Annotated in this window: 23 protein-coding genes; 6 read left to right on the top strand and 17 right to left on the bottom strand. The window is 58.6% G+C overall.

Translation table 11 applies throughout. The features are described 5' to 3' along the window. Position 1: 1 nt before the first annotated feature. From scpB to EOK75_RS13485, 9 genes are all read right to left on the bottom strand, one after another. Positions 2-634 (bottom strand): SMC-Scp complex subunit ScpB, encoded by a 633-nt coding sequence (gene scpB, locus EOK75_RS13525; RefSeq protein ID WP_137194615.1) that lies wholly within the window; start codon positions 632-634, stop codon positions 2-4. Beyond that, a complete protein-coding gene (locus EOK75_RS13520) occupies positions 631-1,422 on the bottom strand; it encodes a segregation and condensation protein A (RefSeq protein WP_137194614.1) in 792 nt (263 codons plus the stop codon). Before EOK75_RS13520 ends, scpB begins: the two co-directional genes overlap by 4 nt. 3 nt (positions 1,423-1,425) lie before the next feature. Then, entirely contained in the window at positions 1,426-2,448 is a 1,023-nt protein-coding gene (locus tag EOK75_RS13515) for a glycoside hydrolase family 3 N-terminal domain-containing protein (protein WP_137194613.1), read from the bottom strand. Then, positions 2,445-3,320, bottom strand: coding sequence for an SPOR domain-containing protein (locus EOK75_RS13510; RefSeq protein ID WP_137194612.1), 876 nt, complete (start codon positions 3,318-3,320; stop codon positions 2,445-2,447). Before EOK75_RS13510 ends, EOK75_RS13515 begins: the two co-directional genes overlap by 4 nt. A gap of 74 nt (positions 3,321-3,394) precedes the next feature. After that, the gene (gene argS, locus EOK75_RS13505; RefSeq protein ID WP_137194611.1) at positions 3,395-5,137 is read right to left on the bottom strand and encodes an arginine--tRNA ligase; all 1,743 of its coding nucleotides are present in this window, start codon (positions 5,135-5,137) and stop codon (positions 3,395-3,397) included. Between the two features lie 112 nt (positions 5,138-5,249). Next, positions 5,250-5,675, bottom strand: a complete 426-nt coding sequence (locus EOK75_RS13500; protein WP_137194610.1) for a holin family protein — start codon at positions 5,673-5,675, stop codon at positions 5,250-5,252. Between the two features lie 156 nt (positions 5,676-5,831). After that, positions 5,832-6,275 carry a cytochrome c maturation protein CcmE gene (gene ccmE / locus EOK75_RS13495; protein WP_137194608.1) on the bottom strand — a complete coding sequence of 148 codons (444 nt, stop codon included), beginning with the start codon at positions 6,273-6,275 and terminating at the stop codon, positions 5,832-5,834. Between the two features lie 83 nt (positions 6,276-6,358). Continuing rightward, on the bottom strand, positions 6,359-7,171 hold the full coding sequence (murI, locus tag EOK75_RS13490; RefSeq protein ID WP_137194607.1) for a glutamate racemase: 813 nt from the start codon (positions 7,169-7,171) through the stop codon (positions 6,359-6,361). Positions 7,172-7,246: 75 nt separating this feature from the next. Next, positions 7,247-10,642 carry an indolepyruvate ferredoxin oxidoreductase family protein gene (locus EOK75_RS13485; protein ID WP_137194606.1) on the bottom strand — a complete coding sequence of 1,132 codons (3,396 nt, stop codon included), beginning with the start codon at positions 10,640-10,642 and terminating at the stop codon, positions 7,247-7,249. Positions 10,643-10,802: 160 nt separating this feature from the next. Between EOK75_RS13485 and EOK75_RS13480 the strand changes: the two genes are divergently transcribed. The 4 genes from EOK75_RS13480 (at position 10,803) to grxD (ending at position 14,943) form a co-directional block, all read left to right on the top strand. Further along, complete coding sequence (locus tag EOK75_RS13480) at positions 10,803-11,714, top strand: LysR family transcriptional regulator (RefSeq protein WP_137194605.1); 912 nt, start codon at positions 10,803-10,805, stop codon at positions 11,712-11,714. Between the two features lie 336 nt (positions 11,715-12,050). After that, the gene (gene purL / locus EOK75_RS13475; protein ID WP_137194604.1) at positions 12,051-14,213 is read left to right on the top strand and encodes a phosphoribosylformylglycinamidine synthase subunit PurL; all 2,163 of its coding nucleotides are present in this window, start codon (positions 12,051-12,053) and stop codon (positions 14,211-14,213) included. 89 nt (positions 14,214-14,302) lie between these two features. After that, positions 14,303-14,545 carry a BolA family protein gene (locus EOK75_RS13470; RefSeq protein WP_137194603.1) on the top strand — a complete coding sequence of 81 codons (243 nt, stop codon included), beginning with the start codon at positions 14,303-14,305 and terminating at the stop codon, positions 14,543-14,545. A 35-nt stretch (positions 14,546-14,580) separates the two neighbouring features. Next, positions 14,581-14,943, top strand: coding sequence for a Grx4 family monothiol glutaredoxin (grxD, locus tag EOK75_RS13465; protein WP_137194602.1), 363 nt, complete (start codon positions 14,581-14,583; stop codon positions 14,941-14,943). Between the two features lie 78 nt (positions 14,944-15,021). Here grxD and EOK75_RS13460 read toward each other — a convergent pair whose 3' ends face one another. Further along, entirely contained in the window at positions 15,022-15,396 is a 375-nt protein-coding gene (locus EOK75_RS13460) for a cell division protein ZapA (RefSeq protein WP_137194601.1), read from the bottom strand. Next, positions 15,389-15,901, bottom strand: coding sequence for a hypothetical protein (locus tag EOK75_RS13455; RefSeq protein ID WP_137194600.1), 513 nt, complete (start codon positions 15,899-15,901; stop codon positions 15,389-15,391). Before EOK75_RS13455 ends, EOK75_RS13460 begins: the two co-directional genes overlap by 8 nt. Before the next feature lie 351 nt (positions 15,902-16,252). Here EOK75_RS13455 and tkt point away from each other — a divergent pair, with 351 nt between their 5' ends. Beyond that, positions 16,253-18,274 carry a transketolase gene (tkt, locus tag EOK75_RS13450; protein WP_137194599.1) on the top strand — a complete coding sequence of 674 codons (2,022 nt, stop codon included), beginning with the start codon at positions 16,253-16,255 and terminating at the stop codon, positions 18,272-18,274. Positions 18,275-18,337: 63 nt separating this feature from the next. Here tkt and EOK75_RS13445 read toward each other — a convergent pair whose 3' ends face one another. The 6 genes from EOK75_RS13445 to EOK75_RS13420 all read right to left on the bottom strand — a co-directional run bounded on the left by EOK75_RS13445 (position 18,338) and on the right by EOK75_RS13420 (position 24,954). Then, entirely contained in the window at positions 18,338-19,318 is a 981-nt protein-coding gene (locus EOK75_RS13445; protein ID WP_137194598.1) for an ABC transporter substrate-binding protein, read from the bottom strand. 24 nt (positions 19,319-19,342) lie between these two features. Then, positions 19,343-20,131 (bottom strand): ABC transporter permease, encoded by a 789-nt coding sequence (locus EOK75_RS13440; RefSeq protein ID WP_240794128.1) that lies wholly within the window; start codon positions 20,129-20,131, stop codon positions 19,343-19,345. Between the two features lie 281 nt (positions 20,132-20,412). Beyond that, positions 20,413-21,306 carry an ABC transporter permease gene (locus EOK75_RS13435; RefSeq protein ID WP_137194597.1) on the bottom strand — a complete coding sequence of 298 codons (894 nt, stop codon included), beginning with the start codon at positions 21,304-21,306 and terminating at the stop codon, positions 20,413-20,415. Between the two features lie 51 nt (positions 21,307-21,357). Then, complete coding sequence (locus tag EOK75_RS13430) at positions 21,358-22,152, bottom strand: ABC transporter ATP-binding protein (protein ID WP_137194596.1); 795 nt, start codon at positions 22,150-22,152, stop codon at positions 21,358-21,360. 40 nt (positions 22,153-22,192) lie between these two features. Further along, positions 22,193-23,644, bottom strand: a complete 1,452-nt coding sequence (hydA, locus tag EOK75_RS13425) for a dihydropyrimidinase (protein ID WP_137194595.1) — start codon at positions 23,642-23,644, stop codon at positions 22,193-22,195. Between the two features lie 59 nt (positions 23,645-23,703). Then, a complete protein-coding gene (locus EOK75_RS13420) occupies positions 23,704-24,954 on the bottom strand; it encodes a Zn-dependent hydrolase (RefSeq protein ID WP_137194594.1) in 1,251 nt (416 codons plus the stop codon). 406 nt (positions 24,955-25,360) lie between these two features. Between EOK75_RS13420 and EOK75_RS13415 the strand changes: the two genes are divergently transcribed. After that, entirely contained in the window at positions 25,361-25,975 is a 615-nt protein-coding gene (locus EOK75_RS13415) for a TetR family transcriptional regulator C-terminal domain-containing protein (protein ID WP_137194593.1), read from the top strand. The last annotated feature ends 33 nt before the right edge of the window (positions 25,976-26,008 follow it).

The following is a 26,008-nucleotide window of genomic DNA, read 5'->3' as shown; positions in this document are numbered from 1 at the left end:
CTTAATCCTCGAATAGTTCGCTTTGTCCTTCGGAGGACTCATCATCCTCATCTTGCGTCGGGGATGTGACGAAACCGGGGCGATTGTCGAGCAATCCTGCGGCGCGCAGCTCTTTGAGCCCCGGCAGATCGCGGGCGGTTTCGAGGCCGAAGTGATCCAGAAACTGTTCTGTCACCACGAAGGTAACCGGGCGGCCCGGCGTCATCCGTCTGCGGCCAAAGCGCACCCATTCCAGTTCGATTAACTGATCCACAGTGCCGCGAGACACCGCCACGCCGCGGATCTCTTCGATCTCGGCACGGGTTGCGGGCTGATGATAGGCGATAATCGCAAGGGTTTCGATCGCGGCACGGGATAGTTTGCGGGTCTCTACCCGTTCTTGATACATCAGATGCGCAAGATCGGGGGCGGTGCGAAACGCATAGGCATCCCCGACCTTCACCAGATGGACACCGCGCCCGTCATAGCGACGGCGCAGGCTGGCCAAGGCCTCGGCACCATCCGTGCCATGCGGCAAGCGCGCGGACACCTCGGCCAAGGTCAAGGGCTCGGCGCTGGCGAATAAGATCGCCTCGACCATGCGCTCTTGCTCGGCCAGCGGCGGGGTTGCGAAAAGGCTGTCGTTCTCGGTCATGGCTGCCCCCCATCACGTTTGCGGACTTGGATCGGCGCAAAGGTTTCGCCCTGCCGGATTTCAAGCTGGCCACCCTTTGCCAGTTCCAGAATAGCCGCAAAATGCGCGGCAGTGGCAGAACGACGGCGCGTGGCGCTCGTCTCCCATCCTGCGGGCAGCCAGTTTGTCAGATCGGTCCAGTCGCCCGCATAGCCAAGCAGGCCGCGCAACCGCTCCAGCGCCTCTTCCATCGTGAACACATTGTTGCGGTCCATGACAAAGGGACGAAAGTCATCGCGGGTACGAATGCGCGAATAGGCCTGCATCAGGTCCATCAAGCTGGCGGAATAGTTGATCTTTTTACGGCGGGTCACATCTTCGGGCAAGCCACGCACAAAGAAGTCCCGCCCCTTTTGATCGCGCGCCATAAGCTGTGCCGCCGCCTCGCGCATCGCTTGCAGACGTTCCAGCTGAAACGCCAGATGGGCGGCCAGATCTTCGGCGCTGGGGCCATCGTCACTGGGATCAGGGGGCAGCAAAAGGCGGGATTTAAGGTAGGCAAGCCAGGCCGCCATAACCAGATAATCCGCAGCAAGTTCGATCCGCAAGGCACTGGCTTTGTTGAAAAATATCAAGTACTGCTCTGCCAGTTGCAAAACCGAAACCCGGCGCAGATCAACCTTTTGGGTGCGTGACAGGCTTAGCAGCAAATCAAGCGGGCCTTCAAAACCGTCGACATCGACGATCAAGGCCTCTGCCGCCAAGCGATTGGCAACGCTTTGCTGTTGTTCTGCCCCGTGCTGCGCCATGTCCTATCCGTTCACAAGGCCCGAAAGATCGGCACGCAGGGCGGCAATGTCAACCGTTTGCGGGGGGCAACGCTGTGCCAAGGCCGCCTCGGAGCGGGCATGCGCCTGTGTGCTCATTGGGCCCGCCGCCTCCACCACCTGCATCATCTCGGCCATATCGCCACTGCAATGCAGCGCAATATCAACACCCGCCGCAATCGTCGCCGCAGCCCGTTCTCCCAAGCTGCCCGCCAGCGCATTCATCGACAGATCATCCGAGACCAAAAGCCCCTCAAAGCCGATATCCCGCCGCATCAACTGCACCATTGTGGATGAGGTCGTCGCCGGATTTTCAGCATCAATCGCATCATAAATGATATGCGCCGTCATCGCGATCGGCAGGTCATTCAGCGCGCGGAAAGGGGCGAAATCATGCGCCTCCAGGACCTCTCGCGGGGCAGAAACATGGGGTAATGCCTTGTGGCTATCAAGACTGGCGCGACCATGGCCCGGCATATGCTTTACAATCGGCAAAACGCCGCCCGCCAAATGGCCCTTTGCGGCAGCGCGGCCCAAATCTGCAACCAAGGAGGGGTCTTCGGAAAAGCAGCGGTTGCGCAAAAACGGATGCGTCACAGCCGAGGCCACATCGAGGCAAGGGGCGCAGTTCACATCAATACCCACGCCGTGCAATTCAGAGGCGATCAAACGGTAGCGCAGCTCCATCGCGCGGCAGGCGGTTTGGTGGCCCTGCCCCGGCTTGGCCGTTGCCATCGCCAATTTCACCATTTCCAGCGGTGCCAGCCATTCCGACCAATGCGGCGCGCGCAAACGCTGCACCCGCCCGCCCTCCTGATCGACCAAGACAGGCGCATCACGGCCCACGCATTCGCGCAGTTCTGCCGTCAGGCGGCGCAACTGTGCCGGATCCGCGACATTGCGGGCAAACAGAATGAAACCCCACGGGTTCACCGCGCGAAAAAAGGCCGCTTCCTCTGGCAAAAGAGTGGTGCCGGAACAGCCAAGGACGGCCGCGCGGGTTGTCATCGCACGGCTACAGGGATGCAGGCGGCGCGCTCTGCCACCAAGGCGGAACAAAAGCGGCGCGAATCTGCTTCATCATCAAAACCGGCGGCGCGTAGACGGTAGAATGTGCGCCCTCCGCTTTTCGCAGATTGGACGATGCGGGTTTTGCCGACCAACAAATCGCCGAATTTCCCAGCAAGCCGGTCCCATTCCTTACGTGCGATCTCGGCGCTGTCAAAAGCGCCAAGCTGCACCAACCGTGTTCCCGAGGCAAGGTTTTCACCGGTAATCTCGGTCGCAACAGGTGCGCGGGCCAACGTTACAACGCCCGAAGGCCGTGCACGCGGGCGCGGCGATTGGGCAAGCGCGCCTTTGGGAAGGTTGAAGGCAGGTTCTGGCGCGGCCTCTGCGGGGGTGCCGATATCGGCAGATAAGGCCACTGACCCCTCCGCAAGCATATCAGCCAAAGCGTTGATGTCCGTATCAGCGTCCAAGGTCATCCCACCGTTCGCAGGCAGATCTGTGCCGGTTGCGGCAGCCACAGTTGTATCATCCTCGGTCAGGCCAACGGGCTCGGGCGCCAAAATCAGGCGATCCGCGGGGGCAGAGATGCCGCCATCTTCAGCCACGGCATTCACCGAAAGCCCTTGATTGCTGGCGATGACACCGCCCGGATCCTCGGGCGCGACTCGCATCGGGCCTTCCATTGCGCGCACCACCGGAATGCCGGTCATGTCACGCACCGCAAGGCGGTAGCCCCAATAGCCAAGTCCCAAAACCAATGCGATAGAGGTTGCCGCCCCCGCCATGCCAATAAGCCGCGCCGTCCGCGCGCCCATGCCAATAGGGGTGCCAAAATCACCATCGAACCCGTCGAATTCTACGTCTGCCATGCTCTGCCTCACTGCGGGGGCTTTTGAATACCCCGCTGTCTTGCCTGTTTTTCACACCGGCAGGGACGCTTTTATCAGCGCATTTCCTCAACCGGAGTGACGCCCAAGATAGCGAGGCCCGCAGAAATCACAACGCCCGTAGCCCGTGCCAGTGCAATTTTAGACTGAGTTGTTGCAGGATCGTCCTGAATGAAGCGTAATTCCGGCTCATCCTTGGCGCGGTTCCACAATCCGTGCAGATCTGCAGCCAGATCATAAAGGTAAAATGCAACTCGGTGCGGCTCATTTCCGCGGGCGGCAATTTCTACCAAGCGCGGCCATTCGGCAATCTTCTTGGCCAAGGCAATTTCCGCCGGATTGGACAAGCCGCCCAAATCCAGACCCGCCAATGTGGCATCCGACACATCAATCCCAGCAGCCTGCGCCTTGCGCATCACCGAGTTGATCCGAGCATTGGCGTATTGCACGTAGAAAACCGGATTGTCCTTGGATTGCTCCATCACCTTGGCGAAATCGAAATCAAGCGGGGCATCGTTCTTGCGGGTCAGCATCACGAAACGGGTGACATCCGCACCCACCTGTTCCACCACGTCGCGCAGGGTAACAAAGGTACCCGCACGTTTGGACATCTTGAAGGGCTCGCCGTCTTTCCACAGCTTCACCAATTGGATCAGTTTGACATCCAGCAGCACACGCCCGCCCGAAAGCGCCGAAACAGCCGCCTTCATCCGCTTGACATAGCCACCGTGATCGGCGCCGAAAATGTCGATAAGCTGGTCAAAGCCGCGCTGTACCTTATTGTAATGATAGGCAATATCGGGCGCGAAATAGGTCCATGCCCCATCCGATTTCATCACCGGCCGGTCGACATCATCGCCATGCGCGGTGGAGCGGAACAAGGTCTGCTCACGCGCTTCCCAATCTTCGGGCAGCTTGCCTTTTGGCGGCTCCAGCGTGCCTTCATAAATCAAGCCCATCTCGCGCAGGGTGTTGATCGCGGCCTCGATCTGGCCGGTGCCGTATAGCGCTTTTTCTGATGAATAGACGTCCATCTCCACGCCCAAAAGCGCCAGATCATCGCGGATCATCTGCATCATCATCTCGGTCGCGAACAGCCGCACGTCTTGCAGCCAGACCTCTTCGGGTTCGCCCAAAAGGCTGTCGCCCCATTTGGCCTTCATCGCCTCCCCGACCGGAATAAGATAATCGCCGGGGTAAAGACCTTCGCGAATTTCGGGTTCTTGCCCCAGTGCTTCGCGGTAGCGTTCAAAGGCCGAACGTGCCAGCACATCAACCTGCGCGCCACCGTCATTGATGTAATATTCGCGGGTCACATCATAGCCCGCAAAGGCCAAAAGCCGCGCCAGCGCATCACCAAAGACAGCGCCGCGCACATGGCCCACATGCATCGGGCCGGTCGGGTTGGCCGAGACGAATTCCACATTGACCTTAATCCCCGCACCGATCGCGGCACGCCCAAAGGCATCCCCGGATTTCAGCGCCGAGGTCAGCAGCCCCGCCCAAACCGAAGGCACCAGTGTCAGGTTCAAGAACCCCGGCCCCGCGACTTGCACATCAGCAATCCGCTCGTCGGCCGCCAAACGCGCGGCAAGTTTCTCGGCAATCACGCGCGGCGACAGCTTGGCAGGCTTGGCCAGAACCATCGCGGCATTGGTGGCCATATCGCCGTGGGTTGCATCACGCGGCGGCTCTACCGCAACGGCGCCCAGCTCCAGCCCGGCAGGCAGATCGCCCGCCGCCATCATTGCTTCAATTTCGCTAATGACCAGCGTGCGAATATCAGAAAAAAGGTTCATCGGTTCCGTCCTTTGGATCCCTGATGGGATGCCAGAGGGGAGGCCCTTGGTCAATGCCCTGCCGCACCTCATGGCAGGGCAGAGCATGTTTTTCATCCAGCAAAAGCGCGGATCACCCTTTGTCCTGAAAATCCTGCGGTGGCGCGGCCATATCTTGAGGCGGCGCACCAACAGGCCTTGCACGGCGAAAGTAATAGGCCTCACGGGCGCCGAAATAAAAACCGACCACCGCCCCCAAAAGCCACCAAAGCGGGTCCGGCACAAGGTTGAGTCCCACCATCCGCTTGCCAAAACTTTCCGGCTCTACCATGGCATAGACAAACAGCCCCAAGGTACCAAAGGCCAAAAACGGGCGTGGGAGGCGGTTTAACCCGTTGACCATCCGATCAAACCAGCCAAAGCCGGGATCAGCATAGGCCATCTGCGGCCCGCCTGATTGCCTGCCGGAAGAGTTAAGCATCTCCGACACCCCCCTTGCGGCCTGGCCCAAAATTGAAGCCGCAGCGGCTCCGCTAAACAGATTGGGCATCAGCGCCATGATGCCACCTCCCCGGTGTCCTCAACGGGCATGCCCGAAAGGGTAAGGGCAGAAAGGTAAATTGTGGGAAATGTCTGCATAATCCGGCCTCCGTACCGGAGTATATTCCCCGGCTTGGGCGTCAGATTGTGTCAGCACCGCTTAACAGCGCGAAAATCAACCGCTCGGTGCTTGGTAAACACCTTGATCCTTCAGCGCGTCCATCACCTCTTTGGGCATATAGGTTTCGTCATGCTTGGCAAGGATTTCGCTGGCAATGAAGACACCGTCAACCAGCTTTCCAGTGCCGATCATACCCTGATTTTCAGCGAAAAGATCGGGCAGGATACCGGTAAAGGCAACGGGCACGGTCGCGGCCCCATCCGTCACGCGAAAGGTAATGGTTTCACCCTGCCCGCGCACCAAAGAGTTTTCCTCCACCAATCCGCCCAGACGGAAGGTTTCAGTGGCGGCCGGCGGGTCTGCCATCACCTGCGCAGGGGCGCGAAAGAAATTGATTCCATCCCGCATCGCATAGCCGATAAGTCCCGTAGAAAGGCCGAGCGCTATAAAAGCCAACAGAATAACTTGAATCCGGCGTTTCTTTTTTAGGCTTTTCATCTTGTTACCACCACTGTGCATGCGTTCACGCCCAAGCTTACCACATTTGGCGCATGAGGGCATGGGGCGTATCGTAGCAGGCTTTAGGCTGCTTCAAAACCTATTTTGCGGCGCAGGAACTGGGTGGCCTTATTGCCAACCCGCACCGGATCGCCAGTGGTCAAAAACCGTGTTTCTTTGCCCGCGCCACGCATCTCCGGATGACGTTCCAGATAATCCGACAAGGCGGCGGCAACCAAATTGGGTTGTGAAAACACTTTTACGCTTGGCCCCAAAGCTTCGGCAAAGGCTTTTTCCACCAAGGGGAAATGCGTACACCCAAGAACTGCCGCATCCGGTGCAGGCATCCGCCGCATAAGGGCCTCAACATGCGATCGCACCAAAGCCTCGGCCAGCATTTCGTCGCCCTGCTCCAGCGCATCGACAAGCCCACCACAGGGCTGCGCCTCCACATCGACACCGATGGCGCGGTAAGCCAGTTCGCGCTGGAAGGCGCGGCTGGCCACTGTGGCGGGCGTTGCGAAAAGCGCGATATGCTTTACGTCGACCTCTCGCGGCGGCGAGTTATCGCCCCATTGGCGCTCGGTCACCGCCTCGATCATCGGCACGAAAACACCCAAAACCCGCTTGTCACTGGGCAACCAAGTTTCCTGCATTCGCTTGAGCGCCGCCGCCGAGGCCGTGTTGCAAGCCAAGACTACCAGATCGCAGCCCTCTTCCCACAGCCGTTCGGTCGCGGCACAGGTCAGGTCGAAAATATCGTCGGATGTGCGGGTACCATAAGGCGCATTCGCGTTATCGCCCAAATAGATAAACGCCTGATCCGGCATATGTTTCATCAGCGCATCCAGCACCGTCAATCCGCCAAGCCCGCTGTCGAAAACCCCAACCGCCATATAATCGCCCTCGTGTCTGGAGTTGCTCCATTTGGGCGACCATACGCCTGCGCGCGCCGGTGTGAAAGACCCCGATTATTCCGCTGCCTGCAACGGACCATCCAAGCCCTTGCGCCAATCTGCAAGCAATTGCGCCCGTGTCTCGGCAGCCTTCAGCGCATTTGCATGTTTGACCGGCCCAAAGCCCCGTATTGTCAGAGGGAGTTCTGCCAATGCCTTGGCAATATGTGATTTCTCCGGATTAAAGCTATTAAACACCTCATGCATATCGGCCTCATACTCCGCGATCAGCGCATGTTCCATCCGCCGCTCTACCGATTGGCCAAAGGGGTCATACCATTTACCCCGCAGGGCACGCATGCGAACCAGCATCCGGAACAAAGGCACAATCCACGGCCCGAAAGCGCGCTTTTTCGGCCGCCCCAAGGCATCGCGCCCCGGCAGGAAAGGAGGCGCCAGATGGAAGGTCGGCTTCAACTCTCCGTCAAACTCATTCCTCGCTTTCTCTACGCTGTCGAGATGAAGGCGCGCCACCTCATATTCATCCTTGATTGCCAGTAGCTTATGATAGCCTTTTGCCACGCTTAATTTTAAGGTCTCTGGCGCTTCCTCAACCAGTTTCTCAAACTTGGCGACACGCTCGGCATCGCCGTAATCACGCAGATGCGCAAGGCGGAACGCGATGGGATCGGCGGCATCAGCCACCTCAGGCGCAAGGATTTTCGCCACCGCATCGGGATAAGAAACGGCCCAACGCCCCAAGGAAAACGCCCGCAAGTTCCGTTCCGGGCCCGCACCATTCAATGTGATCGCCGCAGAAATAGCCTCCAGCGACAAAGGAATAAGGCCCTGTTGCCACGCGGCCCCAAAGACCAACATGTTGGAGTAGATGCTATCGCCCAGCGTCGCCCGCGCCAATTCGGTCGCATCGAAAAACGCCACCCGTGAATTTAGTCGTGCCTCAAGAGAAAGCTGCAACCTATCGGAAGGTATCCTAAATTCTGTATTTTGCGTGAACTCTCCGGTGATAATCTCATGGCTGTTGACCACAGCGCCTGTGCGGCCCGTTGTCATCAGCCCAAGCGTCTTTGCCCCCGCGCTCACCACCAGATCACCGCCAATCACGGCATCGGCCTCGCCCACAGCCACGCGGATGGCGGAAATATCAGCGGGGCTTTCGGCAAGGCGGCAATGGATATGCACCGCACCGCCCTTTTGGGCCAGCCCCGCCATTTCCATCATCCCCGCGCCCTTGCCATCAACATGCGCCGCCATCGCCAAGATCGCGCCGACCGTCACAACGCCCGTTCCGCCAACGCCTGTAATCACCACGTTATAGGTCCCGTTTATCAACGGCAAAACCGGATCCGGCAAATCGGGTAGATCAATCTGCGCAGTCGCGGCCCTTTTAATCCTTGCACCCTCTAACGTTAGGAATGACGGGCAAAACCCTGAAACACATGAATAATCCTTGTTGCAGGATGATTGATCAATTGCCCGTTTGCGACCCAATTCGGTTTCCACTGGAACAATCGACACACAGTTCGACTGCACCCCGCAATCCCCACAGCCTTCGCAAATATCGGTATTGATAAACACTCGCTTGTCCGGATCAGGAAACAACCCGCGCTTGCGACGACGCCGCTTTTCGGCCGCACAGGTCTGGATGTAAACAATGACGGATACACCTTTGATCTTGCTAAACTTCTCTTGCACCTCAATAATCGCATCACGGGTGTATTTTTGCACCGACGAAGGAAAGAGCGACAGGTTCACCGCCTGTTTCGGATCATAGACCACCGCGATATTTTGCACGCCCATGGCCTGCACCTCTGCGACGATACGGTAAGCATCCAGATCGCCCTCATTATCCTGACCGCCGGTCATGGCAACGGCATCATTATACAGGATTTTATAGGTGATATTGGTTCCCGCGGCCAAGGCCCCACGAATGGCAAGAATGCCCGAGTGGTTATAGGTGCCGTCGCCAAGGTTCTGGAACACATGTTCGGTCTTGGAAAACGGCGCTTCGCCGACCCAAGACATGCCCTCGCCGCCCATCTGCGTCAGCCCTGACGTCCCGCGATCCATCCAGAGCGCCATGGTATGACAGCCGATGCCGCCCCCCGCACGCGCACCCTCAGGCAAGAGCGTGGAGGTGTTATGCGGACAGCCCGAACAAAAATAAGGCAAACGCGCAGCGATATCCTCGGCATTGTCGGATTTCGTTACCTGATCAAGACGTTGCAAGGCGTCCTTCAACCTGTCTGTGCCGCGTCCTTCGTCAACAAATATCCCGCCCAGCTTACGCGCGATCATCACCGGATCCAGCGACATCGGCACCGGAAACAGCACCTCCGCCTCAGGCGAACCCTTGCGCCCGCCCCAAACACGTCGCCCGCGCCGGTCATCGAAAATCGATTCCTTGATCTGCACCTCGATCAGCTTGCGCTTCTCCTCGACCACGATGATCAGGTCCAACCCGTCGGCCCAGTCGTGAAAGCTGTGCATATCCAAAGGCCAAGGCTGCCCGACCTTATAGGTGGTGATGCCAAGCCGCTCGGCCTCGGCCTCATCAATCCCCAGCAGCGACAGCGCATGAACCAGATCCAGCCAGTTCTTGCCCGCAGCAACCAGCCCGATCTTCGCCCCCGGCTTGCCCCAAACCCGGCGATCCATACCATTGGCGCGTGAAAACGCCTCGGCAGCAAAGCGTTTGTGATTCACCAAACGCTCTTCCTGCGGCACCCAATGGTCGGCAAGGCGAATGTTAAGCCCCCCCGGCGGCATCGCGAAATCGGGGACCACAAACTGCATCCGATCAAGCCGCGCATCCACCACGCTTGTCGCCTCGACCGTGTCTTTCATCAATTTCAAGCCAGTCCAAAGGCCGGAAAACCGTGACAAAGCATAGGCGTACAGCCCGTAGTCAAGAATCTCCTGCACCCCTGCCGGCGAGATAACCGGAATTGAGGCGTCCACCGCTGCCCATTCCGACTGATGGCAAGTGGTGGAGCTTTCGCCCGTATGGTCATCACCCAAGGCCATAATCACACCGCCATGACGCGAGGTGCCCGCAAGGTTGGCGTGGCGCATCACATCACCCGAGCGATCCACCCCCGGCCCCTTGCCGTACCAAAGGCCGAACACACCGTCAAAACGCCCTTGCCCGCGCAGCTCTGCCTGCTGCGAGCCCCAGATCGCGGTCGCGGCCAGATCCTCATTCAAGCCCGGCTGAAAGGTGATATCGGCGGCCTGCAGTGTTTTTTCCGCGCGCATCATCTGCTGGTCCACCGCACCCAGCGGCGACCCGCGATACCCCGTCACCAAGCCCGCCGTGTTAAGCCCCGCCGCCGTATCGCGCGCCTTTTGCATCAGCATCAGCCGCACCAGCGCCTGCGTCCCGTTCATAAGCACCGGCGATTTGGTTAAATCCAGCCGGTCATTCAATGAAACCTCATGCTTGGTCATGGCACACCTCCCCGCAAATGCTTATAGACCCCCAATATAGGTCAAAACATATGACCTACCAAGCGGAATTATTTACCCAGATTAACCCTTTATTCACCAATCACAGTCGATAGTTGGTGTGGGTCGTGGTATTCTACGCGAAATAAGGAAGAGTACCGGGATGGATTGGGATAAATTAAGAATATTTCACGCGGTTGCCGATGCTGGCAGCCTGACCCATGCTGGTGATGTACTACACCTGTCGCAATCCGCCGTATCGCGGCAGGTGCGCTCGCTTGAAGAAAGCCTGAACGTCACGCTTTTCCACCGCCATGCCCGTGGTCTCATCCTGACAGAGCAAGGCGAGCTCTTGTTTGATGCGACAAAATCCATGGTCAAACGACTAGAAACGACGGCCGCACGGATCCGCGACAGTGAGGATGGCGTGTTCGGCGAATTGCGCGTCACCACAGCTACGGGCTTCGGCACCCTCTGGCTCGCCCCGCGCTTGCCCAAGCTTTACGCCAAATACCCCGGGCTGAAAATCCACCTGATGCTTGAGGAACGCGTGCTTGATCTACCGATGCGAGAGGCTGATGTGGCCATTCGCATGAAAGAACCCAATCAGGCCGATCTGATCCGGCGGCGTCTGATGAACATCCGGATGCGGCTTTATGCAACCCCGGAATATCTTGCGCAGGCGGGCCCGATAGACGTGATTGAGGACTTCTCCCAACATCGCCTGATTTGCCAGAATACCGCCGCCGCACAGGTTGCGGCAGGTGCCTCACTGACCCAGAAAATTCTGGCCTATGACATCCCGTCCTTGCTGACCGTGAACAATTACTTCGGGGTTCTGCAGGGGGTCTTGTCGCATCTGGGCATCGGCGTACTGCCGGATTACCTGACCGAGGATTTCCCCAACCTCGTGCGCGTTCTGCCCGAGATAGAATCAGGTGAGGTTCCGGTATTCCTTGCCTATCCGGAAGAGCTGCGCACCTCCAAGCGTGTCGCGGCTTTTCGGGATTTCGTAACCGAAGAAATTTTCGCCTACCGCAAACAGCAGCGTGAACTGGAAGAGGTGAAGGCCTGATCCGCAGTTGCTGCGCATTTCCCCGAGCCCGACCCAGCTATGCAATAAACACATAGCGGCCATTCAACACACAGGCAGCCAAACCCCTTGCACGGCCAAGGTTGCGGGCCTATCTGAACCTCATGGAAGCGGCAATGACTAGCTCTTGTCACTTTCATACCTCCCTGTTGGACTTGGCCGAGCGTTAGCTCGGCCCTTTTTTTTGCCCGCCGCCGCACAAACCGGCTTTTCCTTCGGCAAATAGCGCATATCCGACGTTGCGGCCGTCCTTTGCACTTCCCCTTGACCGCAGTTTGCCATATGGACGCGGCAACAATGAGCCGATGGGGAATTGCCATGACCGAACCCGCAATCACGCCAGAACTGATCGCCGCACACGGCCTCAAGCCCGATGAATATGATCGCCTTCTGGAGATTATCGGAAGAGAGCCGAGCTTCACCGAACTTGGCATCTTTTCTGCCATGTGGAATGAGCATTGCTCTTACAAATCCTCCAAGAAATGGCTGCGCACCCTGCCCACCACCGGCCCTCAGGTGATTTGCGGCCCCGGAGAGAACGCGGGCGTTGTAGATATCGGCGATGGTCAGGCTGTGATCTTCAAGATGGAAAGCCACAACCACCCCTCTTATATTGAACCCCACGAGGGTGCCGCGACAGGTGTCGGCGGCATTTTGCGCGATGTGTTCACCATGGGTGCCCGCCCGATTGCCGCGATGAACGCGCTGAGCTTTGGCCTGCCCTCCCACCCCAAGACCGCGCATTTGGTCAAGGGTGTGGTCGAAGGCGTCGGCAGCTATGGCAACGCTTTTGGCGTGCCGACCATCGGCGGTGAGGTCCGTTTCCACAGCAGCTATAACGGCAACTGCCTTGTGAATGCCTTTGCCGCAGGTTTGGCGGATGCGGATAAGATCTTTTACTCCGTCGCCTCGGGCGTGGGCATGCCTGTTGTTTATCTGGGTGCAAAAACCGGGCGTGACGGCGTTGGCGGTGCCACGATGGCATCGGCCGAATTCGACGACACGATCGAGGAAAAACGCCCCACCGTGCAAGTTGGCGACCCCTTCACCGAAAAACGCCTGCTGGAGGCCTGCTTGGAGCTGATGGCAACCGGTGCCGTGATCTCCATCCAAGATATGGGGGCCGCTGGCCTGACCTGCTCGGCGGTGGAAATGGGCGACAAAGGCAAGCTGGGCATCAAGCTGCAGCTTAATGACGTGCCGCAGCGCGAAGCCAATATGACGGCCTATGAGATGATGCTCTCGGAATCACAAGAACGCATGCTCATGGTCCTCAATCCCGAGCTAGAGGCAGAGGCCCGGGCCGTATTTGTGAAATGGGATCTGGATTTTGCCATTGTCGGGGAAACCATCCCCGAGGATCGCTTCCTGATCTTGCACGGCAACGACGTGGTGGCGGATCTGCCGCTGTCAAAGCTGGCATCATCCGCGCCGGAGTATGACCGGCCGTGGGTGGAAACGCCTGCCGCCAAGCCATTGGGAAATATCCCGAAAATCAGCCCGATGGATGCACTGCGCGCCCTGATCGGCAGCCCGAACTATGCACATAAAGCATGGGTCTATGAACAATATGACAGCATGGTTATGGCTGATACCGTGCGCGCACCGGGCCTTGGGGCCGGTGTGGTGCGGGTGCATGACACGCAAAAACTACTGGCCTTTACCAGCGATGTGACACCGCGCTATGTCATGGCCAACCCCTTTGAGGGCGGCAAGCAAGCCGTGGCCGAGGCCTACCGCAACCTTTGTGCGCTGGGGGCCACGCCCTTGGCGTCGACGGATAACCTTAACTTCGGCAATCCTGAGAAGCCCGAGATTATGGGCCAGCTTGTTGGCGCGATCAAAGGTATCGGTGAGGCGGTTGCAGCCCTCGATATGCCGATCGTATCGGGCAACGTCTCGCTTTATAATGAAACCGATGGCACCGGTATTCTGCCCACGCCGACGATCGGCGCAGTTGGGCTTTTGGCCTGCGCCGAAGATATGATCTCTGGCCTGCCCCAAAACGGTGATATGGCGCTGGTCATCGGGGAAACCCGGGGCCATATGGGCCAGTCTGCCTTGCTGGTTGAGGCCTTTGGAATTGAGGGTGGCGACGCCCCACCAGTAGACCTTGTGGCAGAGCGTAAACATGGTGAGTTTCTGCGCGAAAACAAAGCCTTGCTCCATGCTGCCACCGATCTAAGCGATGGCGGGCTTGGTTTGGCCGCCTTTGAGATGGCCGAGGCTGCCAAGCTTGGCTTGTGGTTGGAAAGCGAATCCGTGACCACGCTCTTTGCCGAAGATCAGGCGCGCTATTTGGTTGCCTGTGATGTGGCTGATGCGGCTGCGCTGATTGCTGCGGGCGAAAAGGCCGGCGTGCCGGTTAAACAAGTCGGGCAGTTTGGCGGGGAGAGTGTTTGTTTCGGATCGGTTTCCACAAACCTTGCAGAGCTTTCAACCCTTTACCGGACGGCTTTTGAGCGCGCAATTGACGGGTAATTCTTTGGCAGGGGGCAATGCTGGTGGACATGCGCCTTGAAGCATTGCGCCCCCCCGCCTAGATTGAACGTGAAGACAGGAGAATTCTTATGCCAATGCAAGCGCAGGACATCGAAAATCTGATCCGGGACAGTTTCCCGGATGCGCAGATCACCATTACCGACCTTGCCGGTGACGGAAACCACTGGGCCGCAGAGGTGATTGACGCAAGCTTCAAGGGCATGAACCGCGTGCAACAGCAGCGCGCGGTCTATGCCAGCCTCAAGGGCAAGATGGACGGCGCGAATGGTGAATTGCACGCATTGGCCCTCACCACCAAAGCGCCGGATTAAACAACTTTTCCGCCGCAAGAACAGGAAATCAGACTATGACAAACGCAAAAGAAACGATCCAAGGCCTTATCGACACGAATACTGTCGTCCTGTTCATGAAGGGCACCAAAGACGCGCCACAATGCGGCTTTTCCTCCCGCGTGGCCGGTGTCTTGAACTTTATGGGCGTAGAATTTTCCGATGTGAACGTGCTGGAAAATGCTGATATCCGTCAAGGCATCAAGGATTTTTCCGACTGGCCGACAATCCCCCAGCTTTACGTCAAGGGTGAGTTTGTGGGCGGCTGTGACATCATCACCGAGATGACATTGAACGGTGAGCTGGACCAGATGCTGGAAACCCAAGGCGTGCCCTTCAACAAAGAAGCCGCCAAAAAAATCCGTGAAGCAAACGCCTAAGCAACGGCGTGAAGCGTATTGAAAAGGCAGGCAATATGCCTGCCTTTATGCGTTAGTAAGCTGAGTGAACTGAAGGCCTTAAGCTTTCACCTTTTCCTCAACCTTATCGGCCAAAGCCTCTGCCCGTGCGGCGATTTCGGCCATGGTTTCGGGGATTTGTGGCGGAATGACGGCAATTTCAACCTGCTGCGGTTCCGGCGCAGGCTGGCTTTCCAGCTCCTCGACCCGCGCTTTGAGCACCCGATTCTGATCTTCCACCGATGCGGTTCGATCAGCAAGCATCAGCCCCGCCATCAATAGCATACGCGATTCGGGCAAGCGGCCCATCTGCGTCACCAAAGGATCAGCCTCGCTGTTGAGCATGGAGGCGGCAGTTTGCAAGAAGTGCTCCTCGCCTTCTTGGCAGGCCACCATGAAGCTGCGGCCCCCGATTGTGATTTCCAGTTCAGCCATTGGCACGGGCCTCCTCGATCAGCGGTTTCAACTCGGCCAGAATCTCGTCCATTTCGGCGGTTTCGGTGTGGCGTGTGGCGCGCAGGGATTCCAGCTCTGCCTGCATCGCTTTGTTGATGAGCTGCGGGTCGACCATATTTTCGACCGCCGCCTCATGCAAAACGCGCAGATGTTCACGCAGCTGCACGGTTGATTTACGCATACGTTGCAGCTCTAACCCTTGAATATCAAGCTGTTGCGCCATCTTGGCAACTTTCGGGTCCGCTGCGGGCTGGGGCGGTGCTTTGCTTGCCACGTTCAGCTTTTCGGTCAGCTCGGCCACCGTCGCTTGCTCTGCGACAAGGGCAGCCTTCAAGCGGGTCACCTCCGCCTCCAGCGCGGTGACATCAACGCTTGGCGCCACCTCTGTCGGCGTTTCCGCCAGATTATCAAGCCCTGCACCGATCCGGGCAAGTGCCGCTGTGATCCGGCGTTCAAGCTCTGCTATGTTGCTTTGGTCACTCATTCAAATGCCCCTTTGCCCTTTTGGTCTTTTGGCACACTGAACCGGCGCCTTGAATTCTATTCTGCCCTGGTGGCGGATTATTCTGCTGTATGTCACGTCTCTCTCGCGTCATCCGAATCGCCTGCCCCAATCCTTTTGTCGATCTTATCCCAAAGATACAGTTAAATGCGCCCCCCTTTAGGATCAAGCAGTTGCTGGACGTGCTTGATCTTGCCGTCAAGGCTGTTATTCACCTAAGGAACACTTCAACAAGGGGCTAATTGGCCCATCCACCCGACAACCGCATCGCCTGTCCGGAAAATGCACATGACGTGCTACCCCGGATTGCCTCATCGACGAAGGATCAGAGCTTTGGATATTGCCACACTGCGCGCCCAGCACCCCGACCATTGGAACAAGGCCTGTGCCATTCGCACCCTAACCCTGGATGCGGTTGCTGCTGCCAACTCCGGCCACTCGGGAATGCCGATGGGGATGGCGGATGTGGCCACGGTGCTTTTTGAAAATCACCTGAAGTTTGACCCGCTGGCACCGAAATGGCCGGATCGGGACCGCTTTATCCTTTCGGCGGGGCATGGCTCCATGCTGCTTTATTCGCTGCTGCACCTGACCGGCTATGCCGATATGACGCTGGAGCAGATCAAGAACTTCCGCCAATGGGGGGCGATCACGGCAGGTCACCCCGAATACGGCCATGCGACAGGTATTGAGACCACGACCGGCCCGCTTGGTCAGGGCATTTCCAACGCGGTAGGCTTTGCCATGGCCGAGGAAAACCTGCGCGCGCGCTGGGGTGCCAAGATCATCGACCACTTCACCTATGTCATCGCCGGTGACGGTTGCTTGATGGAAGGCGTCAGCCAAGAGGCGATCGGCCTTGCCGGCAAGCACGAACTGTCGCGCTTGATCGTGATGTGGGACAATAACGGCATTACCATCGACGGCAAAGTTTCGCTGTCCGACATCACCGACCAGAAGGCACGCTTTGCCGCCAGTGGTTGGGATGTCTTTGAATGTGACGGCCATGATCCGGTAGATATCGACCGCGCCATCACCGCCGCCAAGAAAAGCCCACGCCCTGCGATGATCTCTTGCAAGACGCATATCGCGCTGGGGTCCTCGGCACAGGACACATCCAAGGGGCATGGTGCGCTCACCTCTCCCGAGCTGATCGCCGAGACCCGCAAGGTCTACGGCTGGCCCCACGGTCCCTTCGACATTCCCGCCGACATCAAGCAAGCGTGGGAGGCAATCGGCGCCCGCGGCCTCGATACCCGCAAGGCATGGGAGGGCCGTTTCGAGACGCTGTCCGACACCCGCAAGGCCGAGTTCACCCGTATTTTCAAAGGCGAGGCCCCGGCCAAGCTTGCGGCCATCGTACGCGCTTTGAAAAAGCAGGCGGTGGAAACCATGCCGAAGCTCGCCACCCGCGCGGCGTCCGAAAAAGCGCTGGAGGTTATCAATCCGGTGATGAAGGAAACCATGGGCGGCTCTGCCGATCTGACCGGTTCCAACAACACCAAGACCGGCGATCTGGGCATGTTCTCGCCTGAAAACCGCGCCGGGCGCTACGTCTATTACGGCATCCGCGAACACGGCATGGCTGCGGCGATGAACGGCATGGCGCTGCATGGCGGTGTGCGGCCCTATTCGGGCACCTTCATGTGCTTTACCGATTACGCGCGCCCTGCGATGCGGCTTTCGGCGCTGATGGGGGTTCCTGTGGTCTATGTGATGACCCACGACTCCATCGGTCTGGGCGAGGATGGCCCAACCCACCAGCCCGTTGAACATCTGGCGATCAGCCGCGCCACCCCCAACACGCTTGTGCTGCGCCCTGCCGATCAGGTCGAAACCGCCGAGGCTTGGGAAGTGGCGCTGTCGCAAACCAAGACCCCTTCGGTCATGGCTTTGTCGCGTCAGGGGCTGCCCGCGGTGCGCTCCAAGCACGTCAACCAGAACCTCGTCGCCAAAGGCGCCTATGTGCTGCAAGAGGCCGAGGCCAAACGTCAGGTGATCTTGATCGCAACCGGCTCTGAGGTAGAGATCGCGGTAAAGGCCCGCGCGCTGTTGGAGGCCGAGGGCATTGGTGCCCGCGTGGTGTCCATGCCTTGTATGGAGCTGTTTGCCGAGCAAGACGATGCTTACCGCCGCAAGATCCTGCCCCCCGGCCCCGTACGCGTCGCAATCGAGGCCGGCGTGCGCACCGGCTGGGACAAATGGCTTTTGGGTCAGGGTGGTCGCGAACAAAAAGCGGCCTTTGTCGGGATGGACAGCTTTGGCGCCTCGGCCCCCGCAGATCGTCTTTATGAAGAGTTCGGCATCACCGCTGAAAATGCGGCGGCACAGGCCAAATCCTTGTTGGGCCTGTAACTCCATACAAAAACGGCCAAGCCCTGAATATCGGGGCTTGGCCGCACATCAGGCAACTAGGGCTTACGGAAACGCCTTATCCGTAATTGCCAAAGTATAAGCGCCTTCCGGCTCTTTTGAGATCACCGGATCGGAACCGCCGCCCAGCAAAGTCGCCACGGTACGCTCATAATCCGCCAGATCCAGCGCGCCATTGCTGCCCGCCGTCAGCTTGGCCACTTCCGCCATCATCCGTTTTTGATGGCGTTCGGTCTGCGCCCCGGTCTCGTCATTGTCCAAGACCATCATGGCGGCCTCATCGGTGTTCTCTTCGGCCCATTTCCAGCCCTTCATCGACGCGCGCACAAAGCGGACCATCTTATCCTCAAAGGCAGGGTCGCTCAGGTTTTCCTCCAGCACATAAAGCCCGTCTTCAAGCGTAGAGACACCCTCATCCTCATATTTGAAGTTGATCAGATCCTCTTCACCGATGCCCGCATCGAGGACTTGCCAGTACTCATTATAGGTCATGGTCGAAATGCAGGCCGCTTGCTTTTGCAGCAATGGGTCAACGTTGAACCCCTGCTTGAGGACCTCGACCCCGTCAGGCCCGCCCTCAGTCGGGATGCCAAGCGTGCTCATCCAGCTTAGAAACGGGTATTCATTGCCAAAGAACCAAACGCCAAGCGTCTTACCCTTGAAATCATCCGGAGAGGCGACACCGTTTTCCTTCAGACAGGTCAGCATCATCCCCGAGGCTTTGTAGGGCTGCGCGATATTGACCACCGGCGCGCCCTGCTCGCGTGCCGCCAGCGCCGATGGCATCCAGTCGACCATCACATCCGCACCACCGCCCATCAAAACCTGCACCGGAGCCACATCCGGCCCGCCGGCCTTGATGGTCACATTCAGGCCCTCATCGTCATAAAACCCGTTCTCAAGCGCGGCATAATATCCGCCAAACTGCGCCTGTGTGACCCATTTAAGCTGCAGGGTAACATCATCGGCTGCCTGTGCGGTTCCGGCCATCAAGATCACCGCAACGGACGTAAGTAGCTTGTTCATTTCCATTCTCCCCTATGGGGCCGTTCAGCGGCCCCTCTGTGAAGGGTGCCAGAATGTCACCCCTTTTTCGATCATCGCAACGACGGCGTAAAACGCCGATCCCGCCATTGCCGCCACGGCAATTTCCGACCAGACCATATCAAGCCCCAGCCGGCCAACCTCGGTGCTGATGCGAAAGCCCATACCTTGGGTCGGGCTGCCAAAGAATTCGGCCACGATTGCGCCGATCATCGCCAATGTCGTTGCGATCTTTAGCCCGTTGAAAACAAATGGCATCGCCGCAGGCAGGCGCAGCTTGAAAAGCCCTTGCCAATAGCTTGCCGAATAGGTGGCCATCAGGTCGCGTTGCATCTTGTCGCTGGCCTGCAAGCCTTCGACCGTGTTCACCAGCACCGGGAAAAACACCATGACAACAACAACCGCCGCCTTGGAGTGCCAGTCAAAACCGAACCACATCACCAAAATCGGCGCGATACCCACGATTGGCAGGGCCGCGACGAAATTGGCCACCGGCAGCAATCCGCGCTGCAAGAACGGGGACCGGTCCACCGCCACAGCGGCCAGCACGGCGGCACTGCATCCCATAACATAACCGCTGAGCGCGCCTTTGACGAAGGTTTGCACAAAATCACCCCAGAGCACGTCAAGACTGCTGGCAAAACGCGCGGCGATCGCGCTCGGTGCCGGTACGAATACGGGGGAAACCTCAAACCCTAGCACCGCAATTTCCCACAGCCACAGCACCGCAGCCCCGAACACCAAGGGCGCCAACAGCCGCAACCCACGTGCCGCCAGCGGGTTTCTGACGCGCATCTCGACCAATAAAGACACCGCGATCCATGCCAAGATCCAGACCAAGATCACCGAAAGCCAAGTCGGCGCGGTAAAATCCTTTTCAGCCAACAGTCCAGCTGCAAGCCAGACCGCAATCAGCAGATAGGCAAAGGCCATCACCGGCCGCCCTGCCAGCACAGCAAAGAGCATCACCCCAAGCAGCACGACCGCCCCCAAGGCATCATGCCCCATCCCTGCAAATCCGGCACAGATCAACGCCAAGACCGCCGCAACTCTGCGTAGATAAACCGCTTTGCCCATCATCGCCCGAACCCCATCCGTTTAAGGGTTCCGCGCTGTACCACCCCGATCAAAACCACCGATGCCGCCGCCAGACTTGCGGCAATAAACAGTGTGGCCCAGATTTGGATGGTCTGCCCATAGTACGATCCGGCCAGCAGCCGCGTGCCCAACCCCGCACCGCCCAAAGGCATCTCGGCCACGATTGTCCCCACCAAAGAGGCCGCAACCCCCACCTTCAGGCTGGCAAACAGATAGGGCATAGAGGCCGGAAACCGCAGCTTCCAAAGTCCCTGTGCTGCACTTGCACTATAGGTGCGCAGCAGGTCCAGCTGCATCGCATCAGGAGAGCGCAACCCTTTGACCATGCCAACCACAACAGGGAAAAAGCTCAAGTAAGCTGCGATAAGCGCCTTTGGCAGCAAGCCCGAAACGCCCACCGCGTTCAAAACCACCACGATCATCGGGGCAATGGCGACAATCGGAATGGTCTGGCTGGCAATCGCCCACGGCATCACCGAGGCGTCCATCGCCTTGTTGTGGACGATGCCCACGGCCAGCAAAATCCCAAATCCCGACCCGATGGCAAAGCCCAGAACCGTCGCAGAAAATGTAACCCAAGCATGTAGCAACAGCCCACGTTTCGACAGGCTACCGGAGCGTAGCAGCCCCTTGCGCCCGTGCACTTCCTCGCCCCAGGTCAGCTTCCACAGCTCTGCGGCGACCTGATGCGGGACCGGCAGCACAGGCCGATCTTGCGCCATGCTGCGCGGCACGATTTCGACCCAGCTGATTGTGGTATCGGCTCGCGCGGCCTGATCCCGTTCCCATTGCGCATTCAACAAAACCGCCGCCGCATACCAAATCGCAAGGATGCAGCCCAAAACCACCAGAACCGGACCTACGGATTTCATCTTTGGCCTCCGTGTTTTTGCGCATGGCATAGAGCGCTTGGATGTGATGGTTCAAACATCATCCGAATGCCCCGCACGCAAACCGTCGCGCACACGGTGCGCCACCTCGATGAAATCAGCGCTGTCGCGTATATCCAAGGGGCGGATACGCGGCAGCGGGCTTTCGATCACATCGGCGATCCGGCCCGGTCGCGGGCTCATCACCACAATCTTCGTGCTCAGATAGACCGCCTCGGGGATGGAGTGGGTGACAAAGGCGATGGTCTTTTCGGTCCGCGCCCAAAGCTTGAGCAGCTCTTCATTCAGGTGGTCACGCACGATTTCATCAAGCGCGCCAAAGGGTTCATCCATCAGCAGGATTTCCGCATCAAAGGCCAGCGCGCGCGCGATGCTGGCCCGTTGCTGCATCCCGCCCGAAAGCTGCCAAGGGAATTTCTTGCCAAACCCCTTGAGGTCCACAAGTTCCAGAACACGTTCCACCCGCGCGGCCTGATCGGCGCGCGAAAACCCCATGATCTCAAGCGGAAGGCGGATGTTGCCGCCAATTGTGCGCCAAGGGTAAAGCCCCGCCGCCTGAAACACATAGCCATAAGCGCGGGCGCGGCGTGCCTCATCCGCGCTCATCCCGTTGACGGTAAGGTCGCCCCCCGTCGGGGTTTCCAAGCCCGCGATACAGCGCAGGAATGTGGTTTTGCCACAGCCCGACGGGCCGATGAAGCTGACGAAATCACCCTTTTCAATCGTAAGGTTCACCCCCGTCAACGCATGGACCGGCCCGTCTGAGGTCTGGAACGTCAGCTCCACATCTTTTGCCGTGATCACCGCCGGGGTTGCTTTATCCGTCATAGTGCTTCCTCGTGCTGGGATCGGCATTGACGTGTCACGATTAAACCCCGCTGGCCGGAATACCGGACCGTTTGACGGGGCGTGGGGCGGTCAGCTCTTTCCACTGGCTCAGCGCGCGGTTCACGGCACCGTTCGGCTCTCGGGCGACAAATTTGCCATGGCCCTCTTGGCTGCGCATTTCTCCGTCATGCACCGCAACGTGGCCGCGGCTCAGCGTGAAACGTGGCAGGCCTTTGACAGATTTACCCTCAAACACGTTGTAATCAATGGCCGATTGCTGCGCGCCTGCGGTGATTACCTTTTCCTTTTCGGGGTCCCAGACCACCAGATCGGCATCCGACCCTACGGCGACAGCGCCTTTTCGCGGATACATCCCAAAGATTTTCGCGGCATTGGTAGAGGTGGTCGCCACAAATTCATTCATCGTGATTCGGCCCGTGTTCACGCCGTAAGTCCAAAGCATCGGCATCCGGTCCTCCAGCCCGCCGGTGCCATTGGGGATCTTGGTGAAATCACCCACCCCAAAGCGTTTTTGTTCCGTGCTGAAGGCACAGTGATCGGTTGCTACAACCGACAGCGAGCCTGCCGACAATCCCGCCCATAGGCTGTCTTGATGCATCTTATTGCGGAACGGTGGCGACATCACGCGGCGGGCAGCATGGTCCCAATCAGGGTTGAAATACTCGCTCTCGTCCAAGGTCAGATGCTGGATAAGCGGCTCCCCCCAAACGCGTTTGCCTTGCTGGCGCGCACGGCGGATCGCCTCATGGCTTTCCTCACAAGAGGTATGCACCACATAAAGCGGCGCGCCGGCCATATCCGCGATCATGATGGCACGGTTTGTCGCCTCGCCCTCAACCTGCGTCGGGCGGGAATAGGCGTGGGCCTCGGGGCCGGTGTTGCCCTCGGCCAGAAGGCGCGCGGACATTTCGGCCACCACATCGCCGTTTTCGGCATGGACCATCGCAATCGCGCCCAGATCATGCACCCGCTGAAAGCTGGAATAGAGCTCATCATCATTAACCATCAACGCGCCCTTATAGGCGAGGAAATGCTTGAAGCTGGTGATGCCCTTGTCGACGACCTTGGCCATATCGTCAAAGACCTTCTCCCCCCACCAGGTGATCGCCATATGATAGGAGTAATCGCAATGCGCGCGGCCCGATTTATTGTGCCACATGTCCAGCGCATCCAAGAGCCCCTGACCCGGCGCAGGCAGCGCAAAGTCGATCACCATCGTGGTGCCGCCCGCAAGCGCCGCGCGGGTACCGGATTCGAAGTTATCGGTGGAATAGGTGCCCATGAAGGGCATCTCCAGATGGGTATGCGGGTCAATCCCGCCGGGCATGATGTAGCAACCGGTCGCGTCCAGCACCTCAGCCCCCGAAAGCGATGGCCCGATGGCGGCGATCTTGCCGCCCTCGATCAACACATCCGCCTTATAGGTCAGATCATGGGTTACAATCGTGCCACCTTTGATCACCGTGCTCATCCGTCATTCTCCCCTGTCGCGTAAAATCTGTCTGGCCGAATACCCGTGAGTGATGGCCCTTAGGCCGCCACCCCTGCCACCTCTAGCACTGTATGGAACATCACATCCGTGCCCGCAGCCGCCCATTCGGGGCTGATCTCCTCGGCCTCGTTATGGCTAAGACCGTCCACGCAAGGACACATGATCATCACGGTTGGTGCCACGCGGTTGATCCAGCAAGCATCATGGCCCGCGCCCGAAATCAGATCCATATGGCTGTAGCCAAGCCGCTCTGCCGCAGCGCGCACCACTGTTACAAGGCCCGCGTCAAAGGTGACGGGATCAAAGTGGCCGACATCCTCGATCGCGATGCCAAGCCCCAGTTCTGCCGCAACCGCATGTGCGGCGCGCGTCACCTCGGCCTTCATCGCGTCCAGCTTGTCCTGATCGGGGCTGCGGATATCGACGGTGAACACCGCCTTGCCCGGAATGACATTGCGGCTGTTGGGATAGACATTCGATTGCCCCACAGCGCCTACGGCACCGGGTTGATGGCTCATGGCGATGCGGTGAACGGCCTCGGTGATCCGTGCCATACCCAGCCCCGCATTGACCCGCATGTTCATCGGCGTAGAGCCGGTATGCGCATCCTTGCCCGTCAGCGTAATCTCCAGCCACCAAAGGCCCTGGCCGTGGGTCACAACGCCGACGTCACGGCCCTCGGCCTCCAGTATCGGGCCTTGCTCGATGTGCAACTCGATCATCGCGTGCATCTTGCGCGCCCCGACCTTTTCATCCCCGACCCAGCCGATCCGTGCCAGCTCATCCCCGAAACGCAGCCCTTCGCCGTCCTGACGGTCGTAAGCGTATTCCTGACTGTGCATTCCGGCAAAGACACCGCTTGCCAACATCGCAGGCGCAAAACGCGCGCCTTCCTCATTCGTCCAATTGGTCACGACGATCGGATGTTTGGTCTTGATCCCTGCGTCATTCATGGAGCGCACAACCTCCAGCGCGCCCAAGACCCCAAGCACCCCGTCATATTTCCCGCCTGTCGGTTGGGTATCAAGGTGGCTGCCCATATAGACAGGCAGCGCGCCCGCATCCGTGCCTTCGCGGGTGGCGAACATATTGCCCATCGTGTCGACGCCCATGCTCATGCCCGCGGCGTCACACCAACTTTGGAACAAGGCGCGGCCCTTGGCATCCTCATCGGTCAGGGTTTGGCGGTTGTTGCCGCCGGCCACGCCGGGGCCGATCTGCGCCATCTCCATCAGGCTGTCCCACAACCGTTCGCCATTGATCCGAAGATTTTCACCCGGAGCTGCCATTTTCTAACCTTTCCCTGTTGCGGGCCCTTACGAGGGGCACAAACGCTATGGGTCATAGCGCAGCACAAGCTGACCAACCGGTCAAGAAAATTCGCCCCGTTTTTGCGACAAGTTTTCAGCGCACCCGCGATTTCACCGGTTTTGATCTTGGCAGATAGAAAAAACGGCATGCCCGGTGCTGGAAAATACATGGCGACAAACTGCTTATCTGGCCAACTTTATCGCAATAACCAACCGAGGACGGCTAGGCCAAAGGCGATCCGGCGTCGCGCAAATAGTATTTTCACAACAAACTCAATCGGATATGATCCCACCCCAGCGAAGGCTTAACGTTTGACCCAATTGCCAAGCCGGTCTAGACTTTGCTACCCGTCGGGCCAGACCCGACCCAAAAGCAGGATGCCAGATGAACCGGCCGCGCACCCGAATTCAGCAAAAGAATTCCGAAACCATTCTGGATGCGGCGCTCGATGTGTTTTCGGCAAAAGGGTTTCGTGGGGCGACATTGGACCAAATCGCAGAGGTGGCGGGGCTGTCAAAGCCGAACCTGCTTTATTATTTCCCCTCCAAAGAGGCGATGCATTCCGCTCTTTTGGAAAATCTCCTCGACACATGGTTGGACCCGCTGCGCGCGATGGACCCGAGTGGTGACCCAATTACCGAGATTATGGGCTATGTTCGCCGCAAGCTGGAGATCAGCCGGGACTACCCGCGCGAAAGCCGACTTTTCGCGAATGAGATTTTACAAGGCGCACCCCATATGCGGGCGGCGATTGAGACCGACCTGAGGGCCTTGGTTGCAGAAAAAACCACAGTGCTGCAAGCTTGGATGGATGCGGGCAAAATCGCCCCTATGCCCCCTGTCCATCTCATCTTCTCGATCTGGGCACTGACCCAGCACTATGCCGATTTTGACACGCAGGTGCGCGCTGTGTTGGGCCCTGACCACGATCCCTTCACCGAGGCGGATACATTTTTGCAGCTTTTGTTCCGGCGGCTTTTGCACGTGGCAGATACATAAATTGTTATCTATTTTTTCGCACCACCTGCTGCG

Origin of the sequence: Pseudorhodobacter turbinis, assembly GCF_005234135.1 — a bacterium.
Taxonomy (GTDB): domain Bacteria; phylum Pseudomonadota; class Alphaproteobacteria; order Rhodobacterales; family Rhodobacteraceae; genus Pseudorhodobacter; species Pseudorhodobacter turbinis.
The sequence above is the reverse complement of the archived record's forward strand: the minus strand, read 5'-3'. Positions and strand labels throughout refer to the sequence as shown.

Coding starts and splice junctions, on each gene's coding strand:
- EOK75_RS13440 (WP_240794128.1), bottom strand. CDS start 20,131: ATGCGCGTCAGAAACCCGCTGGCGGCACGTGGGTTGCGGCTGTTGGCG.
- EOK75_RS13415 (WP_137194593.1), top strand. CDS start 25,361: ATGAACCGGCCGCGCACCCGAATTCAGCAAAAGAATTCCGAAACCATT.
- EOK75_RS13480 (WP_137194605.1), top strand. CDS start 10,803: ATGGATTGGGATAAATTAAGAATATTTCACGCGGTTGCCGATGCTGGC.
- EOK75_RS13470 (WP_137194603.1), top strand. CDS start 14,303: ATGCCAATGCAAGCGCAGGACATCGAAAATCTGATCCGGGACAGTTTC.
- EOK75_RS13485 (WP_137194606.1), bottom strand. CDS start 10,642: ATGACCAAGCATGAGGTTTCATTGAATGACCGGCTGGATTTAACCAAA.
- EOK75_RS13520 (WP_137194614.1), bottom strand. CDS start 1,422: ATGGCGCAGCACGGGGCAGAACAACAGCAAAGCGTTGCCAATCGCTTG.
- argS (WP_137194611.1), bottom strand. CDS start 5,137: ATGAACCTTTTTTCTGATATTCGCACGCTGGTCATTAGCGAAATTGAA.
- murI (WP_137194607.1), bottom strand. CDS start 7,171: ATGGCGGTTGGGGTTTTCGACAGCGGGCTTGGCGGATTGACGGTGCTG.
- EOK75_RS13430 (WP_137194596.1), bottom strand. CDS start 22,152: ATGACGGATAAAGCAACCCCGGCGGTGATCACGGCAAAAGATGTGGAG.
- EOK75_RS13445 (WP_137194598.1), bottom strand. CDS start 19,318: ATGAACAAGCTACTTACGTCCGTTGCGGTGATCTTGATGGCCGGAACC.
- EOK75_RS13420 (WP_137194594.1), bottom strand. CDS start 24,954: ATGGCAGCTCCGGGTGAAAATCTTCGGATCAATGGCGAACGGTTGTGG.
- scpB (WP_137194615.1), bottom strand. CDS start 634: ATGACCGAGAACGACAGCCTTTTCGCAACCCCGCCGCTGGCCGAGCAA.
- EOK75_RS13510 (WP_137194612.1), bottom strand. CDS start 3,320: ATGGCAGACGTAGAATTCGACGGGTTCGATGGTGATTTTGGCACCCCT.
- EOK75_RS13435 (WP_137194597.1), bottom strand. CDS start 21,306: ATGAAATCCGTAGGTCCGGTTCTGGTGGTTTTGGGCTGCATCCTTGCG.
- EOK75_RS13455 (WP_137194600.1), bottom strand. CDS start 15,901: ATGAGTGACCAAAGCAACATAGCAGAGCTTGAACGCCGGATCACAGCG.
- hydA (WP_137194595.1), bottom strand. CDS start 23,644: ATGAGCACGGTGATCAAAGGTGGCACGATTGTAACCCATGATCTGACC.
- EOK75_RS13515 (WP_137194613.1), bottom strand. CDS start 2,448: ATGACAACCCGCGCGGCCGTCCTTGGCTGTTCCGGCACCACTCTTTTG.
- purL (WP_137194604.1), top strand. CDS start 12,051: ATGACCGAACCCGCAATCACGCCAGAACTGATCGCCGCACACGGCCTC.
- EOK75_RS13460 (WP_137194601.1), bottom strand. CDS start 15,396: ATGGCTGAACTGGAAATCACAATCGGGGGCCGCAGCTTCATGGTGGCC.
- ccmE (WP_137194608.1), bottom strand. CDS start 6,275: ATGAAAAGCCTAAAAAAGAAACGCCGGATTCAAGTTATTCTGTTGGCT.
- EOK75_RS13500 (WP_137194610.1), bottom strand. CDS start 5,675: ATGGCGCTGATGCCCAATCTGTTTAGCGGAGCCGCTGCGGCTTCAATT.
- grxD (WP_137194602.1), top strand. CDS start 14,581: ATGACAAACGCAAAAGAAACGATCCAAGGCCTTATCGACACGAATACT.